The sequence below is a fragment of the Agrobacterium sp. Ap1 genome, assembly GCF_017313375.1.
GTDB classification, from domain to species: Bacteria; Pseudomonadota; Alphaproteobacteria; order Rhizobiales; family Rhizobiaceae; genus Neorhizobium; species Neorhizobium cellulosilyticum.
On sequence record NZ_JAFLMY010000012.1, the window covers coordinates 37794 to 52080 of the forward strand.

Genomic DNA, 14287 nt, shown 5'->3' on the forward strand with positions numbered 1-14287 from the left:
GTTCACTTCTGCCCGACAAGAATACGGTCCAGTCCGAACGCCCGGTCGAGCACGAGCATGGCGATACCGGTCAGGGCGATCATCAGCGCGGAAACGGCTGCCATCATCGGATCGATGGATTCCGTCGCGTACATGTACATCCTGACCGGCAACGTGACGGTCTGGGGTGAGGTGACGAAGATCGACATGGTCAATTCGTCGAAACTGTTGATGAAGGCGAGCAGCCAACCGCCGGTAATGCCGGGCAGGATCATCGGCACGGTAATCCGCCGGAACACCGTGAGCGGCCCGGCACCGAGCGTCAGCGCCGCCTGTTCAGCATTGCGGTCGATGCCTGTGAGCGCCGCCATCACCAGCCGCAGCACATAGGGCGTGACGATAACGACATGGCTTGCCACCAGCCACCCAAAGCTGCCCGTTGCGCCGATCAGCGTGAATAGCCTCAAAAGAGCGACTCCGAGAACCAAATGCGGAATGATCAGCGGCGACAGGAACAGGCCATTGAGAAAACCGCGTCCCGGAAACTCGTAGCGGGAGATCGCGATGCCGGCCGGAAGCGAGATCAGCACGGCGATCGTTGCCGCGAGCGTTGCCAGCCACAGGCTATTGTAGAAAGATGCCATGAAGTCCGGATGGACAAACACGGCCTTGAACCACCGCAGCGAAAACTCGGTCGTCGGGATGGTGAGCGTGCTGTCGGGCGTGAAAGCGACCAGACAGATGATCACCAGAGGCGCCAGCATGAAGCATACGACGAGCGTGTGAAAGATGAGGGCGCTTGGTCCGTTGCGATCCATATTCCGCCCCCTCAGCCCAGAACCTTGCGCGCCTTGGCTTCGATCATCCGGTTGTAGGCCAGCATGATCAGAAGGTTGGCGACAAGAACGATGAAAGCGATGGCAGCGCCGAGCGGCCAGTTCAGCTCGTGCATGTATTCGTCATAGACGACGGTCGCCGCCATTTTCAGCCGCCGCCCGCCGAGCAGGCCAGGAATGGCGAAAGAGCTTGCCGAAAGGCCGAAAACGATCAGGCTGCCGGAAAGAACGCCAAGCGAAATCTGCGGCAGGATGATCCGTCGCACTGCAGTAAAGCGCGAAGCGCCAAGCGACCATGCGGCCGGTTCAAGCCCAGGATCGAGCTTCTGGATCGCCGTCCAGACCGGGATGATCATGAACGGCAGCATCACATGCACCAGCGCGATCACGATCGCTGCCTCGCTGTAGAGAATGCGAACCGGGCCAAGACCGAGCATGATGCTGGCTTTGGAGATCAACCCCGTCGAACCGAGCAGCATGCTCCAGCCGAAGGAGCGCACAACGACCGAAACCAGCAGCGGACCTATGATGACGAGCAGGAAGATCGACCGCCACGGGTTCCACATCCGAGACAGGATATAGGCTTCCGGCACACCGATCACGATGCACAGAACCGTCGTAATCAGGGCGATCCTCAGCGTCCGCAAGAAGATCGAGAGGAAATAGGGATCGGAGAGAACCGTCGTGTAGTTCGACAGCGTGTAGCTGTCGAGCACACCTATATTGAAATCATAGGCATGAAAGGAAAGGACCGCGGTCAGCGTCAGCGGCAGAACCACCATGCCGAGGAAGAAGATCAGGCCGGGGAAAGACAGGAACCACGGCGTCGAGGATGTCTGCGCCGTCATGCGTCAATCCTCGAAGTCTCCCGCGTCCGGGCCGAGACACGCGCGCTTTCCGGCGACCAAGAGAGCCCAACGGGCTGCCCCTGGGATGCAGGCAATGAGCCATCCGTATTCGGCCAGGAAACGATGATCTGGCCGACCGCCGTATCGACGTTGAACAGCCAGTGGCTGCCGAAAAAGAACCTTGCACTGACCACTCCGTGCAGATGCCCCTGGCCCGCGGGTACGATGGTAATCCGCTCGGGGCGAAGCGACAGGATGGCCGGCTCGCCCTCTGTGGCGGGACAGTCCGTCGCCGGCAGGATGACGCCGGAAGACTGGATGCCAAGCCTGAGTGCTATACCGGGAATATTGTTCATCTTGCCAATGAAGGAGGAGATGAACTCCGTCGCCGGATGATCATAAACTGCCGCCGGCACATCCGCCTGCGTCATCTTTCCGTGTTCCATGACAACCACACGGTCGCTGATCGACAGCGCCTCTCCCTGGTCATGGGTCACCATGATCGTCGTCGTGCCGACCGTCTGCTGGATGCGCCGAAGCTCGAACTGCATTTCCTCGCGCAGTTTGGCATCCAGATTGGACAACGGCTCGTCGAGCAGCAGCACCGGCGGTTCGATGACGAGGGCACGAGCGATTGCGACGCGCTGCCGCTGGCCGCCGGAAAGCTGGCGCGGATAACGATCGGCAAATTGGTCGAGTTTGACCAGCGCCAGCGCTTCGGCCACCCGCCGATCGCGCGCGGCTCTGCCGACTTTGCGCATTTCCAGCCCGAAGCTGACATTCTGCGCCACCGTCATATGCGGAAAGAGCGCATAGGTCTGGAATACGATGCCGAGCCCGCGGCGGTTCGGTTTCTCGCGGGTGATCTCGCGCCCGTCGAGCATGACCGAGCCGGCCGATGGTTCGGCCAGCCCCGCAATCATCTGCAGCGTCGTGGTCTTGCCGCAGCCGGAAGGCCCCAGAAGCGATACGAATTCGCCCTTGCTGACTTCCAGATTGACCGCATCGACAGCGGTGAAATTGCCATAGATTTTCGACAGCGAATTGAGCGTCAGAAAGCTCATGTCCACTCCAGTTGCGCCAGTTTTCGCGCTTTCTCTAATTTCGTTCCCAGGCGAAGGAGACAGTAGAAAACTGCCTATGGTCAATGAAAAATTCCAATTAGGAAAATTATCATTGAAATATTCCATTATATGAAATTTATGGAAGATCAGCCCAATCCGGATTACATTTAATGGATGAAGACACTCGCCAGATCTCAAGCGCAAGGCGCACGCTGATCATCCTCAAGGCGCTTGGCGCGGCAGATGCCGCCGGGGTGCGGCTGATAGATGTGGCAAAGGAAGTGGGTTGCAACCAGCCGACAGCCCATCGCGCCATGCAGGATCTGGTCGCCGAAGGGTTCGTCGAACAGGTGTCCGGCGGAAAACGCTACCGCCTCAGTCTCGAATTTTTCGTGCTGGCGGCCCGCGCCGGACGCTCCGACGGATTGCGCGAACTGGCCAGACCGGCACTGCTTCGCCTGTCGTCAACCCTGACGGACACGATCTTCCTGCTCGTGCGAAGCGGTTATGATGCGGTCTGCCTGGACCGTGTCGAAGGCCCCTTCCCGATCCGCTCCTTCACCGGCGACATCGGCGGCAAGGTGCCGCTCGGCATCGGCCAAGGCAGCACCGCCATTCTCGCCAACCTGCCGGAAGCGGAAAGAGAAGCCGTTATCCGGTTCAATATGCCGCGTCTGCTCGATCGCAGCCATCTCGACGAGGCAAGCTTCCGACTTCTTCTCGCCAATGCCCGCGAACAGGGTTTCGTCAGCTTTAATGCGGGTCTCATTCCGGGCATGGCGGGCGTCGCCGTTCCCGTCTGCGACGCAAACGGTACGGTGGTCGCGGCCTTGAGCGTCGGTACGCTTGCCGAACGCGCCGAAGGCGAGAGATTGCAGGCGATGGTGGATATTCTCTCGGCCGAGGCTCGCGAACTCGGGCGCCGGATCAATCCATTCGACCCAGCCCTGCGCTCACCGTCACGTAGCCTGAGCTATGTCCAGGCGCAGAACCGACTTCGGTAATTGGACTTGTTTCGCGACATTACCCCTAGCGATAGAGTTAAGTCGGCTTCGACAGAGCTCTCCTGTTCAGATCATGTAAAACGTAACAAGGCTTGTGGCCTGACACGAGCGCCCCGAGCAGTTCGCGCCAATTATATCAGTGACGGCTTTTTGCCGTTTCTTGGGCTTCGGCGAAGCCCGCTAGTATTCATTCGCCTTGTTCGCCGTTGAGAGCCGTTCGACTAATCGGCAGGGCAAGCGGCGGGTTCCAGGTTCAATAGCCTCACCTCTGGTAATGCTCAGCATGGCCAAGCCCGCCTGCCGGCCAAGTTCCATGAGTTCCATGTCGACAGTGGTCAAGGGCGGCCGGGTTTGCCGCGAAATGACCTCCCAATTATCGAAGCCGACGACGGATATGTCCCTCGGCACAAGAATACCACGATCACGCAGAGCATCGATGACGCCTCTGGCGATCTCGTCGTTGCCGCAAAAGATGCCGTCGGGCAATTGGTCTCCGTCTGAAACCAGCCGGGCGATTGCCTCATGTCCCCACTCCTCGGACCAGTCTCCGAACATCGGTTCGCGACAGGCTTCGGCAAAATTGCAAAAGGCGGCTGCGCGGAGTCTGGCAGCCAGATAGTCTTTCGGACCGGTGATATGAACGATGCGCGAGCAGCCGGATTTCCTCAAGCGCTCCATCGCCAGGCGTGCGCCATGCTCATCGTCGGGCACGAAACTGACGCTCCCCGGAGGACCTTCGGCAAAGGCGTATATCACCGGAATAGGCAGTGCCAGGAGCTCCCGAGGTTGCTCGAGATCCAGTCGCGTTGCGGTGAAGATGATGCCGTCGACCTGCTTGTCGAGAAGCGCCTGCAGGTGAAGCTGTGCAAGACGGGGGTTGTTGTTGGTGGCGCAGAGAAAAACTGACACGCCCTGATCGACCAAAACTTCCGAGACGCCTGCCCCCATGGGAAGCGTGAGCCGCCCGTATGTATCATTGGTCAGCATGCCGATCGTGGAACTGCGCTTGCTCTGCAGGCTTCGCGCCAATGCATTGGGCCTGAAGCCGATTTCCTGAGCAATCCTGTTGATGCGTTCGCTTGTTTCAGCGTTGACACGGCCAACACCGTTCAGTGCGTTTGAGGCCGTGGACAAGCTGACACCAGCCGCCTTCGCGACATCGCGCAGTGTTCGTTTTCGATGAGAAACAGGCTTTAACATTCCGCAAGAATGATCTTGCAAAAACGATTTCTCAAGCGTTTTCAGACGTGCAAAAACGTTTTTGCAAAAACCGAATTCAAAATTGTCGACAGGCAAAAAAATCCGCCCTACCGTTTGTTCACGTCCATCGGGAAAGTGCGACGAACAATAGAAAAAGGGAACCGTGATGCATAAAGCTAGCCTTGCGCTCGCAGCAATTACGTTTGCTGCGACAACCTCTTTTGCTGCCGCCGAGGAAGTCAATCTCTGGGTTCGCACCTCGTCCGGCGCTGTCTTGCAGTCGCTTGCCGAGCAGTACAACGCCAAGCACGATGACAAGATCATCGTCACCCAGATCACGGCGGAACAGATGGTGCCAAAGCTCGGCGCCGCCATCGCCGGCGGATCACCGCCGGAAGGCGCGGTTCTGGATCTGATCTACCTGCCGACATTTGCCGCCAACGAGAGCCTCGAAGACATTACTGACTTCGTGAAGGGGCTGCCTTATGCAAACGCGCTCAGCCCGTCTCATGTTCGTTTAGCCACCTATGATGACAAGATCTACGGCGTCCCCGCCTTGCCTGACGCGTCGATCATCGCCTGGAATACCGACCTTTTCGAAAAAGCAGGCCTTGATCCTAACAAGCCGCCAGCTTCTCTGACGGAAATTGCGGAAGACGCGAAAAAGGTTCGCGCACTCGGATCCGATACCTACGGATTCTATTTCGTCGCGAATTCCGGAAGCTGGCTGATCTACGATTTCCTGCCCCACCTCTGGGCGGCCGGCGCGGATATTCTCAGCCAGGACGGCCGTGAGGCGACGGTCGATACACCTGCCATGCGGGAAACGATCGCGGCCTATCGCGACATGTGGACGGCTGGCGCCATTCATCCGACATCGCGCTCCGGCAACGGCAACAACGCGGTGGAGGCATTTGCCTCCGGAAAAGTCGGCGTGCTGATGACCGGCTCCTACATCGTCAATCTTCTGACGGCCAAATATCCGGATGTTAAATTCAACGTTGCTCCCATTCCCGGACCGAAGGATGGCGCTTCCAGCTTTGCCGGTGGTGACACGCTGGCACTGATTGCCGGCATCAGCGAGGAAAAGAAGAAGGTTCTGCTCGACTTCGTCAATTTCTACATGCAGCCGGAACAGCAGGTTTTCATCACCAAGGAATCCGGCATGCCATCGCGCACCGATCTCGCAGCGGATGCCTATGCGCAGTTCGACAAGCGAAACCTTGTTTCCTACGAGATCCTGACGAAGGCACGCACGCCTTATACCTTCTCCTCCGATGAGCTTTTCGTCAGCCGGACCGGCCCTTTCCTGAACCTTGTCCAGTCGAGCATCTTCGATGGCAATGTGGATGCAGCCATCTCGAAGGCGCAGGATGACTTTACCAAGATTCTCGAGCGGACAAATCCCTGACGCATGAGCGAGCAGGCAGCCGAAATATGCCTGCTCCACCATCAGCATCGATAGCCTGATAGAATGACGACGAGGATTGAATGGTAGAGACCACACTGCCGAGCGCGGTCGCGCGCCCTGTCTCAGCCTTCGGCGGCAGCCGCGAACCGCATGGCTGGCTGGGCCTGTTTTTCATCGCCCCAAGTATGGTGTTCATCATCGGATTGTTCGTCATCCCGCTTTTGATGACCGTATGGATGAGCTTCTATCACTGGCCGCTTCTGGGGCGGAAAAAGTTCATCGGCCTGGAAAACTACGCGGAACTTCTGGGCGACAGCCAACTCTGGTCCTCACTGGGATTTACCCTTCTCTACACGCTGCTGGTTACCGCAGCGATCATGGCAGTGGCTTTTCCGCTCGCTTTGCTGGTCGACCGCCCGCTCCGTAGCGCCGTTTTTTTCCGCACGATCTATTTCATGCCCGTCGTCATCGGCTTCGGTGCCGCCTCGACGCTTTGGACATGGTTGCTCAACCCTGACAACGGCGTTTTTTCCCGCCTGTTTCTCAGCCTCGGCGTTGTTGATGCATCACCTCGGCCGCTCGATAGTTTTTGGCCGGCGCTCGCCGTTATTATTCTGATGGTCGTGTGGAAGACAGCAGGTTTCACCATGGTCATCCTGCTCACCGGATTGCAGAGCATACCCGCCGAGGTCATCGAGGCTGCCAAGATCGACGGCGCCAGTGTCTTCAGCCGCTTTCGCCGCATCACCCTGCCTCTGATGCGCAACTCGCTGCTTCTGGCACTGATCCTCAACATCACATCCTCGATGCTCGCTTTCGATCAGTTCTTCATCATCACCCAGGGCGGCCCCGGCAACAGCACGATCTCCGCCGTCTTCTCCATATACCTGGCATCCTTCTCGTCCTATCGGCTGGGTTACGGATCCGCCCTCTCCTTCGCACTGCTGGTGGTTCTCGTTGCCATCAGCTCCATCCAGCTCAGCTTCATGCGCCACCGCCCGGAGGAAGGCCGATGACACATGCGAATGTTGCAGCCGGCAGGCCGTTTTCGGAGCGAATCGGACACGTCACCTTCCTTCTGGTATCCCTGCTTTTGGCAATCATCTTCCTGATGCCGATTGTCTGGTCCGTGGCCAATTCCTTCAAACCGGCGGCGGAAGCGCTCGCCAATCCAGTCGCGCTTTTCTCGAAGGCCTTTTCGCTGGAGAATTATCGGCGGCTGGAAGATGTCGGCGCCGGCTGGCAGATCTATGCAATGAATTCGCTGCTGATCGCGGCCGGCACGATCATCCTCACCATACTGGTGTCGGTGCCTGCCGGTTACGGTTTCTCGAAATTCCGCTTTCCGGGTCAATCTCTGATCTTCGTTCTGGTCATGGCCACGATGATGATCCCGTTCCAGTCCATCCTGACCCCGCTGTTTCTCATCCTGAAGTTTTTAGGTCTGCAGAACAGGTTGTTCGGACTGGTCCTCGTTTACACGACATTCCAGTTGCCATTTTCGATCTTCATGATGCGCAACGCCTTTGATGCGATCCCCGCCGCGCTGGTGGAAGCGGCACGCATCGACGGTGCCTCGCAATGGACGCTGCTGCGGCGCATCCTGATGCCATTGGCACTGCCCGGTGTCGCAACCGTTGCGATGTTCGCCTTCCTCAATTCCTGGAACGAGTTCCTCGCAGCGCTGATCTTCATCTCGGATCAGAACAAGTTCACCCTGCCGATCATGCTCGTGAACGTGTCCTCCGGCATCTATGGGATCATCGATTGGGGAGCACTGCAGGCTGGCATCACCGTCACCATGATCCCCTGCATCCTGCTCTTCCTCGCCCTTCAACGCTACTACGTGCGCGGCCTCACCGCCGGCGCCGTCAAATAAGCCGCAGAACACTGCAAAAGGAGCTTTCATGTCGTCCTCCCTGAAGAAGCCGACTAACGCCGCCGCACGCCATTTCGACAGGCTCGTACCGATCGAGCATCACCGCGTGGCTTTTCCGGACGGGTTCTGGAAAAGCTGGTCGGAGACCGTTCGGAAGACCACCATCCCGACGCAGCATATGCGGCTTGAGGAGGAAGGTTTTCTCGAAGTGCTGGACTTCGACAAGCCACCGGCACCGCTTGCGCGCCCGATCCAGCCAAGCGGGCTTTCGATGCAGCATTTCTTCGATTCCGATTTCGGCAAGTGGATCGAGGCCGCGAGCTACACCCTGAAAAACGCCCCTAATGCCGAACTCGAAGCACAGATCGACGCGATCGTCGAAAAGCTCGAACAGGGGCAAATGGAAGACGGCTATCTCAACAGCTGGTTCATTCGCCGCGAGCCTGACAAGCGCTGGACCAATCTGCGCGACCTGCACGAAATGTATTCGATGGGCCATCTGCTGGAAGGTGGCGTCGCCTATTACGAGGCGACCGGCAAGCACCGCTTCCTCGACGTGATGATCCACGCCGTAGATCACATCGACGCGACCTTCGGCTCGGAGCCGGGCAAGCTGCGCGGCTATGACGCCCATGAGGAAATCGAGCTGGCTCTGGTCAAGCTCTATCGGATCACAAAAGATCCCCGGCACCTTAAGCTTGCGGCCTATTTCATCGACGAGCGCGGCCAGATACCATCCTACTATGACGAGGAAGCACGGCTTCGCGGTGAGAATCCGGCTGATTATGTCTACAAGACCTACGCCTACAGCCAGGCACATCGGCCGGTGCGCGAGCAGTCGCAGGTCGTCGGTCACGCGGTGCGGGCCATGTATCTGTTCTCTGCCATGACCGATCTCGCCCATGAAAACGACGACCCGACCCTGAAACAGGCCTGCGACCGGCTTTTCGACAATCTCACGAGCCGCCAGCTCTATGTGACGGGCGGGCTTGGGCCATCCGCCTCCAATGAAGGCTTTACCCGCGAATACGACCTGCCGAACGAAACCGCCTATGCGGAAACCTGCGCCGCGGTAGCGCTCGGATTCTGGAGCCATCGCATGGCCCAGATCGATCTCGACGCAAAATTCACCGATGCGTTGGAGACGGTGCTCTTCAACGGCGCGCTTTCCGGCATATCCCGCGATGGCGAGCATTATTTCTATGAAAACGTGCTGGAAAGCCATGGTCAGCACCGCCGCTGGAAGTGGCATTATTGCCCTTGCTGCCCGACCAATATCGCCCGCATGATCACCTCGCTCGGCCAATATTTCTATTCAGGCAAGGCCGAGGAACTCGCGGTTCATCTCTACGGCGCAAACACGGCCGAACTGGATCTTGGAAATACCTATCTTCGCCTGAAACAAGAAACTCTCTATCCCTGGGATGGCGATGTCAGGATCCAGCTAGGCCTATCCCGGCAAGCGGACTTTACCATCAGGTTTCGTATCCCCGGTTGGTGCCGCAGTTGGACAATCAGCATCAACGGCGTGACCCTTGATGCCGACGGCATTGTCGAAAAAGGGTATGCGACGATCCGCCGATCCTGGGCGGATGGCGATGAAATCAGGCTGTCCTTCGACATGCCGGTCGAGCGGCTTTACGCCCATCCGGCAGTGGGCGAAGATGCGGACCGGGTTGCACTGAAGCGCGGGCCTGTCGTCTATTGCGTCGAAGAAACGGATATCGGCATGGAGCCGCAACGGCTTCGCCTGTCCGCTTCCGGCACGATCGAAGCACGGTTCGATCCGGAGCTACTCGGTGGTGCAGTCGTGCTGGAGGGGGAAGCCCTGGAAGCGCAGGTGGAGGATTGGAAGGCAGGGCTTTATCGCAACAGCCCCGCCGCCTTCAGGCCGCGGCGCTTCAAGGCCATCCCTTACCATCTCTGGGCCAATCGTGACGCAGGCGCGATGCAGGTCTGGCTGGCGGAACGATAGGAGAAACACATGGCGCGTCTGGAACTTCGCAATGTCACCAAATCCTACGGTATCTATGAGGCTGTCCGTGGCATCGACCTGAATATAAAGGACAAGGAATTCGTCGTCTTCGTCGGGCCTTCTGGATGCGGCAAGTCGACCACGCTCCGGATGATCGCCGGGCTTGAACATATAAGCGGCGGCGAGATCGTCATCGACGATCAGGTCGTCAACCGTCTTGGGCCAGGTAAGCGCGATATCGCCATGGTGTTTCAGAACTATGCGCTCTATCCGCATATGACGGTTCGTGACAACATCGCCTTTTGCCTCGAACAACAGCGCCTGTCGAAAGGCGAGATCGACAAGCGGATCGCGCAGGCTGCCGAGACGCTCCATATCACCGAACTTCTGGAGCGACGGCCGGGCCAGCTGTCCGGCGGCCAGAGGCAGCGCGTCGCAATGGGCCGCGCCATCGTCCGAGATCCGAAGGTTTTTCTCTTCGATGAGCCTCTGTCCAATCTCGACGCAAAATTGCGGGTGAAAATGAGGACGGAGATCAAACGGCTGCACAATCTGCTGCCGACGACGACCGTTTACGTGACGCATGACCAGATCGAAGCCATGACCATGGCCGACCGGGTCGTGGTGATGAACAAGGGGCTGGTAGAGCAACAGGGCGTGCCGCAGGAACTCTATTTCAACCCGGTGAGCAAATTCGTTGCCGGTTTCATCGGATCGCCATCGATGAATTTTCTGCCCGCGAAACTCGTTACGGAGGGAACAGGCCTCTTTGTGGAGTTGAAGGACGGAACCCGTCTTGCCATTCCGGAAGCCAGGAGATCCCGGTTCGCTTCCGCCGGCGGAAAAGACGTCACGTTCGGTATTCGCCCCGAAGCCATTTCCGGCAGCCAGGAGCGGCCCGGCTGGGTACCTTTCCATGCCAATGTCGAACTGGTCGAACCGCTTGGGTCGACCAACATGGTCTATTTCAACGTTGCCGGAGACATATGTTGCGCCAGCCTCGATAGTGAAATTCCGGTTACAGCCGGAGCAATGCTGCCGGTCTCCATCAACATGAACCAGATGCATCTCTTTGATCGGGAAACGGAACACTCGCTACTTTGCGGGAAAGCGGCATAAGTTCAAGTGACAGCGGACAGGGAAAATTTCCGTGCCCACTGCCACTGACCAAGCACTATTGGAGCGAAACGCACCGCTCCCCGTTTTCGTCGAAGACATGCAGGTGTTGCGGCGGGAAACTGACATGGACCATGGGACCCGCCGAGAGCGCGGCACGATCAAGCGTAAACACCTTGAAGGCCAGACCGTGCAGCGACAGGTGCAGGATGATACCGAAGCCGGTCGGCTCGACAAGATCGACGCTCGCCGCCATGCCGGCGCCCTCCCCGCCCATCACCACGTGCTCGGGCCGGACGCCAACCGTCACTCTTGCGCCATCGTCAAGCGATAGCGGCGCCGGGAGGGCAACCACGGTTCCATCCTTCAGCGTCACATTGCCGTTGGAATAGATCGCGTCGAGAAAGTTCATGCCCGGCGAGCCTATGAAACCGGCAACAAAGAGGTTGGCGGGACGGTCGTACAGCTCCAGCGGAGCCCCCACCTGCTGGACCACCCCGCCATGCATGGCAACGATCCGGTCCGCCAAGGTCATCGCCTCGATCTGGTCGTGGGTGACATAGATCGAGGTGGCCTTGAGGTCGCCATGCATTTTCTTGATTTCGGCCCGCATCTGCTCGCGCAGGCGGGCATCGAGGTTCGACAACGGTTCGTCGAACAGAAACGCCTTCGGCTGGCGCACGATGGCGCGGCCCATGGCGACGCGCTGACGCTGACCACCGGAGAGTGCCTTCGGTCGGCGGTCGAGCAGCGGATCGAGCCCGAGTTTGGATGCGGCACTGGCAACAGCAGCGGCGATCTTTTCCTTGGCCGTTTTACGGAGCTTCAGGCTGTAGCTCATGTTGCCGGCGACATTCATGTGCGGATAAAGCGCATAGGACTGGAACACCATGGCGATGTCGCGGTCCTTCGGATGCAGCTCGTTGACGCGCTTCCCGTCGATGCGCATCTCACCGCCGGTAACACCTTCCAGCCCCGCAATCATGCGCAACAGCGTAGACTTGCCGCAGCCGGACGGGCCGACCAGCACGACGAACTCGCCGTCCTTGATCTGCAAATCGACGTCGTGCAGCACCTGCACATGGCCATAAGCCTTTTTGACGTTCTGGATATCGATCGATGCCATGGTATTACCCCTTGACCGCGCCGGCCGTCAGGCCCTGGACGAGGTAGCGCTGTATGAGCAGGAAGAAGAGAGCCGCCGGGATGAGCGCGAGCACGCCTGCCGCCATCATCTGCCCGAAATCCACCGAGAATTTGGAAACGAAGGTCAACAGCCCGACCGGGAAGGTCGCGGCATTGTTGCCGTTGATCAGCATCAGCGCGAACAGAAGCTCGCTCCATGCGGCGGTGAAGACGAAACCGAGTGTGGCGGCGATGCCGGGCAAGGTCAGCGGCAGGATGATTTCCCGAAACGCCGTGAATTTTGTGGCGCCGTCGATCATCGCCGCTTCTTCGAGATCCTTTGGGATACCGTCGAAGAAGGACTGCATCAGAAAGGTCGCGAAGGGCACGTTGAAGGCGGTGTAGACGACGATCAAGCCTGTCAGGCTGTTGGTGAGACCGAGTGGCGTGAGGATCTTGAAGATCGGCGCCACCAGCATGACCAGTGGAAACATCTGGGTCAGCAGCATCAGGGCCACGATCCAGTATTTGGCGCGAAAATTGAAACGGGAGAGCGCATAACCGGACAGTGACGCGCAGATGGTGACGATGATCGCCGTCGAGCCGGAGACGATCAGGCTGTTCTTGAAAAAGGTCGGAAAGGCGCTGTGCTGCAGCACGAAGGAATAATGTTCCCACGTGGTCCGCGACGGCCACATGCGCACGCCTTCGGAATAAAGAAGGTCGTTGGGCGTAACCGAGACCTTCAGCAGCCAGAACAGCGGGAAGAGTGCGAAGACGATATAACCGAGTAGCGCCAGACGATGCGCGATGGTCGGAAGAAGCGACGTTTTCATGGCCCTCACCCCTTGTTCAGCAATGTCTGCCGCAGCAGGATGATCAACATCGAATAGGCCAGAAGCAGCACCAGCAGCACCAGCGCGATGGCCGAGGCATAACCGAAATCGAGCGCCTTGAAGGCCTGGGTGAAGATGTAGCTGGCGACGATCTGGGTGCGGTCGGCAGGTCCCCCGCCGGTCATGACGACGATCAGGTCGGCGAAGTTGGAAATCCACACGGTGCGCAGCAGAACGGTGATGGCGATGGTCGGCGCCAGGAATGGCAGCGTGATCGACCAGAAACGCTGGAACCACGAGGCGCCATCGATGGAGGCGGCTTCATAAAGATCGCGCGGGATCGATTGCAGTGCGGCCAGAAGCGTGATGGCGAAAAAGGGAATGCCCCACCAGACATTGGCGATGATCGGTCCCCACATCGCATATTGCGGATCGGACAAGATATTGCCGGGCTGGCTCATCAGGCCGAGATCGAACAGCCAGTGCGGGATCGGCCCGATGACCGGATTGAACAGCCATGCCCAGTTGAGACCGGCCAAGAAGGAAGGCACCGCCCACGGCAGAAATACCAGCGCCTGCACAAGGCCACGTCCCATGAACGGCTTGTCGAGCAAAAGTGCCAGAATGAGGCCGAAGGTAAATTGCAGGAACACGGAGGCGCCCGTCCACCACAGCGTGTTTTTCAACGCCGTATAAAACGCCCTGTCCTTCGACAGCGTCTCGAAATGTTCGAGCCCGATGAACCCGCCGGAAAACGGATTGAGCAGCTGGATATCGCGAAAGGCATAGGAAATGCCGATGACAAGCGGCACCAGCATGACGACGCTAATGAGGATCAGCGCCGGCGCGCTGTAGAGATAAGGCTCCGAGGCATCGGCAAGGCGCTTTTGCCACGGCCTGCGATCCTGGCGACGATCATAGACGTCGGCGGTCATGGACATCAGACAGTTTCCCGTTTGAGGCGCAAGGTTTGCGCCGTCATTTCAAAAGAAGGCGGGGTGGCGGCGCGGTTTT

At 58.6% G+C, this 14287-nt stretch carries 13 protein-coding genes; 6 read left to right on the forward strand and 7 right to left on the reverse strand.

The annotated features are described in order from the left end of the window. Positions 1 to 2 precede the first annotated feature (2 nt). Genes JZX87_RS20900 through JZX87_RS20910 form a run of 3 tightly spaced genes read right to left on the reverse strand, consistent with a single transcriptional unit; the run spans position 3 to position 2727 of the window. Complete coding sequence (locus tag JZX87_RS20900) at positions 3 to 797, reverse strand: ABC transporter permease (RefSeq protein ID WP_206827749.1); 795 nt, start codon at positions 795 to 797, stop codon at positions 3 to 5. Between the two features lie 11 nt (positions 798 to 808). After that, positions 809 to 1663, reverse strand: a complete 855-nt coding sequence (locus tag JZX87_RS20905; protein WP_148144725.1) for an ABC transporter permease — start codon at positions 1661 to 1663, stop codon at positions 809 to 811. Next, a complete protein-coding gene (locus JZX87_RS20910; protein ID WP_206827751.1) occupies positions 1660 to 2727 on the reverse strand; it encodes an ABC transporter ATP-binding protein in 1068 nt (355 codons plus the stop codon). Before JZX87_RS20910 ends, JZX87_RS20905 begins: the two co-directional genes overlap by 4 nt. Before the next feature lie 170 nt (positions 2728 to 2897). Here JZX87_RS20910 and JZX87_RS20915 point away from each other — a divergent pair, with 170 nt between their 5' ends. Then, positions 2898 to 3731: an IclR family transcriptional regulator gene (locus tag JZX87_RS20915; RefSeq protein ID WP_206827753.1), complete on the forward strand. Its 834-nt coding sequence runs from the start codon at positions 2898 to 2900 to the stop codon at positions 3729 to 3731. A 180-nt stretch (positions 3732 to 3911) separates the two neighbouring features. On the opposite strand, the gene JZX87_RS20920 is transcribed toward JZX87_RS20915, so the two are convergent. Next, positions 3912 to 4931 (reverse strand): LacI family DNA-binding transcriptional regulator, encoded by a 1020-nt coding sequence (locus tag JZX87_RS20920; protein ID WP_206827899.1) that lies wholly within the window; start codon positions 4929 to 4931, stop codon positions 3912 to 3914. A gap of 166 nt (positions 4932 to 5097) precedes the next feature. Here JZX87_RS20920 and JZX87_RS20925 point away from each other — a divergent pair, with 166 nt between their 5' ends. The 5 genes from JZX87_RS20925 to JZX87_RS20945 all read left to right on the forward strand — a co-directional run bounded on the left by JZX87_RS20925 (position 5098) and on the right by JZX87_RS20945 (position 11315). Continuing rightward, entirely contained in the window at positions 5098 to 6342 is a 1245-nt protein-coding gene (locus tag JZX87_RS20925; protein WP_206827755.1) for an extracellular solute-binding protein, read from the forward strand. Positions 6343 to 6422: 80 nt separating this feature from the next. After that, the gene (locus JZX87_RS20930) at positions 6423 to 7358 is read left to right on the forward strand and encodes a carbohydrate ABC transporter permease (protein ID WP_206827757.1); all 936 of its coding nucleotides are present in this window, start codon (positions 6423 to 6425) and stop codon (positions 7356 to 7358) included. Continuing rightward, complete coding sequence (locus JZX87_RS20935) at positions 7355 to 8221, forward strand: carbohydrate ABC transporter permease (RefSeq protein WP_206827759.1); 867 nt, start codon at positions 7355 to 7357, stop codon at positions 8219 to 8221. The genes JZX87_RS20930 and JZX87_RS20935 overlap by 4 nt, the downstream gene beginning before the upstream one ends. 28 nt (positions 8222 to 8249) lie before the next feature. Beyond that, a complete protein-coding gene (locus JZX87_RS20940) occupies positions 8250 to 10196 on the forward strand; it encodes a glycoside hydrolase family 127 protein (RefSeq protein WP_206827761.1) in 1947 nt (648 codons plus the stop codon). Between the two features lie 9 nt (positions 10197 to 10205). Beyond that, positions 10206 to 11315 (forward strand): ABC transporter ATP-binding protein, encoded by a 1110-nt coding sequence (locus tag JZX87_RS20945; RefSeq protein ID WP_206827764.1) that lies wholly within the window; start codon positions 10206 to 10208, stop codon positions 11313 to 11315. 55 nt (positions 11316 to 11370) lie between these two features. On the opposite strand, the gene JZX87_RS20950 is transcribed toward JZX87_RS20945, so the two are convergent. The 3 genes from JZX87_RS20950 to JZX87_RS20960 are packed head-to-tail and all read right to left on the reverse strand — an operon-like array spanning position 11371 to position 14214. Next, complete coding sequence (locus tag JZX87_RS20950; protein WP_206827766.1) at positions 11371 to 12438, reverse strand: ABC transporter ATP-binding protein; 1068 nt, start codon at positions 12436 to 12438, stop codon at positions 11371 to 11373. A gap of 4 nt (positions 12439 to 12442) precedes the next feature. Then, complete coding sequence (locus JZX87_RS20955) at positions 12443 to 13273, reverse strand: carbohydrate ABC transporter permease (RefSeq protein ID WP_148144716.1); 831 nt, start codon at positions 13271 to 13273, stop codon at positions 12443 to 12445. Positions 13274 to 13278: 5 nt separating this feature from the next. Continuing rightward, on the reverse strand, positions 13279 to 14214 hold the full coding sequence (locus tag JZX87_RS20960) for a carbohydrate ABC transporter permease (protein WP_148144715.1): 936 nt from the start codon (positions 14212 to 14214) through the stop codon (positions 13279 to 13281). Positions 14215 to 14287 lie beyond the last annotated feature (73 nt).

What these genes read in the sequence shown, in the direction of transcription:
- JZX87_RS20900 (WP_206827749.1), bottom strand. Translation starts at nt 797, where the DNA reads ATGGATCGCAACGGACCAAGCGCCCTCATCTTTCACACGCTCGTCGTA.
- JZX87_RS20905 (WP_148144725.1), bottom strand. Translation starts at nt 1,663, where the DNA reads ATGACGGCGCAGACATCCTCGACGCCGTGGTTCCTGTCTTTCCCCGGC.
- JZX87_RS20910 (WP_206827751.1), bottom strand. Translation starts at nt 2,727, where the DNA reads ATGAGCTTTCTGACGCTCAATTCGCTGTCGAAAATCTATGGCAATTTC.
- JZX87_RS20915 (WP_206827753.1), top strand. Translation starts at nt 2,898, where the DNA reads ATGGATGAAGACACTCGCCAGATCTCAAGCGCAAGGCGCACGCTGATC.
- JZX87_RS20920 (WP_206827899.1), bottom strand. Translation starts at nt 4,931, where the DNA reads ATGTTAAAGCCTGTTTCTCATCGAAAACGAACACTGCGCGATGTCGCG.
- JZX87_RS20925 (WP_206827755.1), top strand. Translation starts at nt 5,098, where the DNA reads ATGCATAAAGCTAGCCTTGCGCTCGCAGCAATTACGTTTGCTGCGACA.
- JZX87_RS20930 (WP_206827757.1), top strand. Translation starts at nt 6,423, where the DNA reads ATGGTAGAGACCACACTGCCGAGCGCGGTCGCGCGCCCTGTCTCAGCC.
- JZX87_RS20935 (WP_206827759.1), top strand. Translation starts at nt 7,355, where the DNA reads ATGACACATGCGAATGTTGCAGCCGGCAGGCCGTTTTCGGAGCGAATC.
- JZX87_RS20940 (WP_206827761.1), top strand. Translation starts at nt 8,250, where the DNA reads ATGTCGTCCTCCCTGAAGAAGCCGACTAACGCCGCCGCACGCCATTTC.
- JZX87_RS20945 (WP_206827764.1), top strand. Translation starts at nt 10,206, where the DNA reads ATGGCGCGTCTGGAACTTCGCAATGTCACCAAATCCTACGGTATCTAT.
- JZX87_RS20950 (WP_206827766.1), bottom strand. Translation starts at nt 12,438, where the DNA reads ATGGCATCGATCGATATCCAGAACGTCAAAAAGGCTTATGGCCATGTG.
- JZX87_RS20955 (WP_148144716.1), bottom strand. Translation starts at nt 13,273, where the DNA reads ATGAAAACGTCGCTTCTTCCGACCATCGCGCATCGTCTGGCGCTACTC.
- JZX87_RS20960 (WP_148144715.1), bottom strand. Translation starts at nt 14,214, where the DNA reads ATGTCCATGACCGCCGACGTCTATGATCGTCGCCAGGATCGCAGGCCG.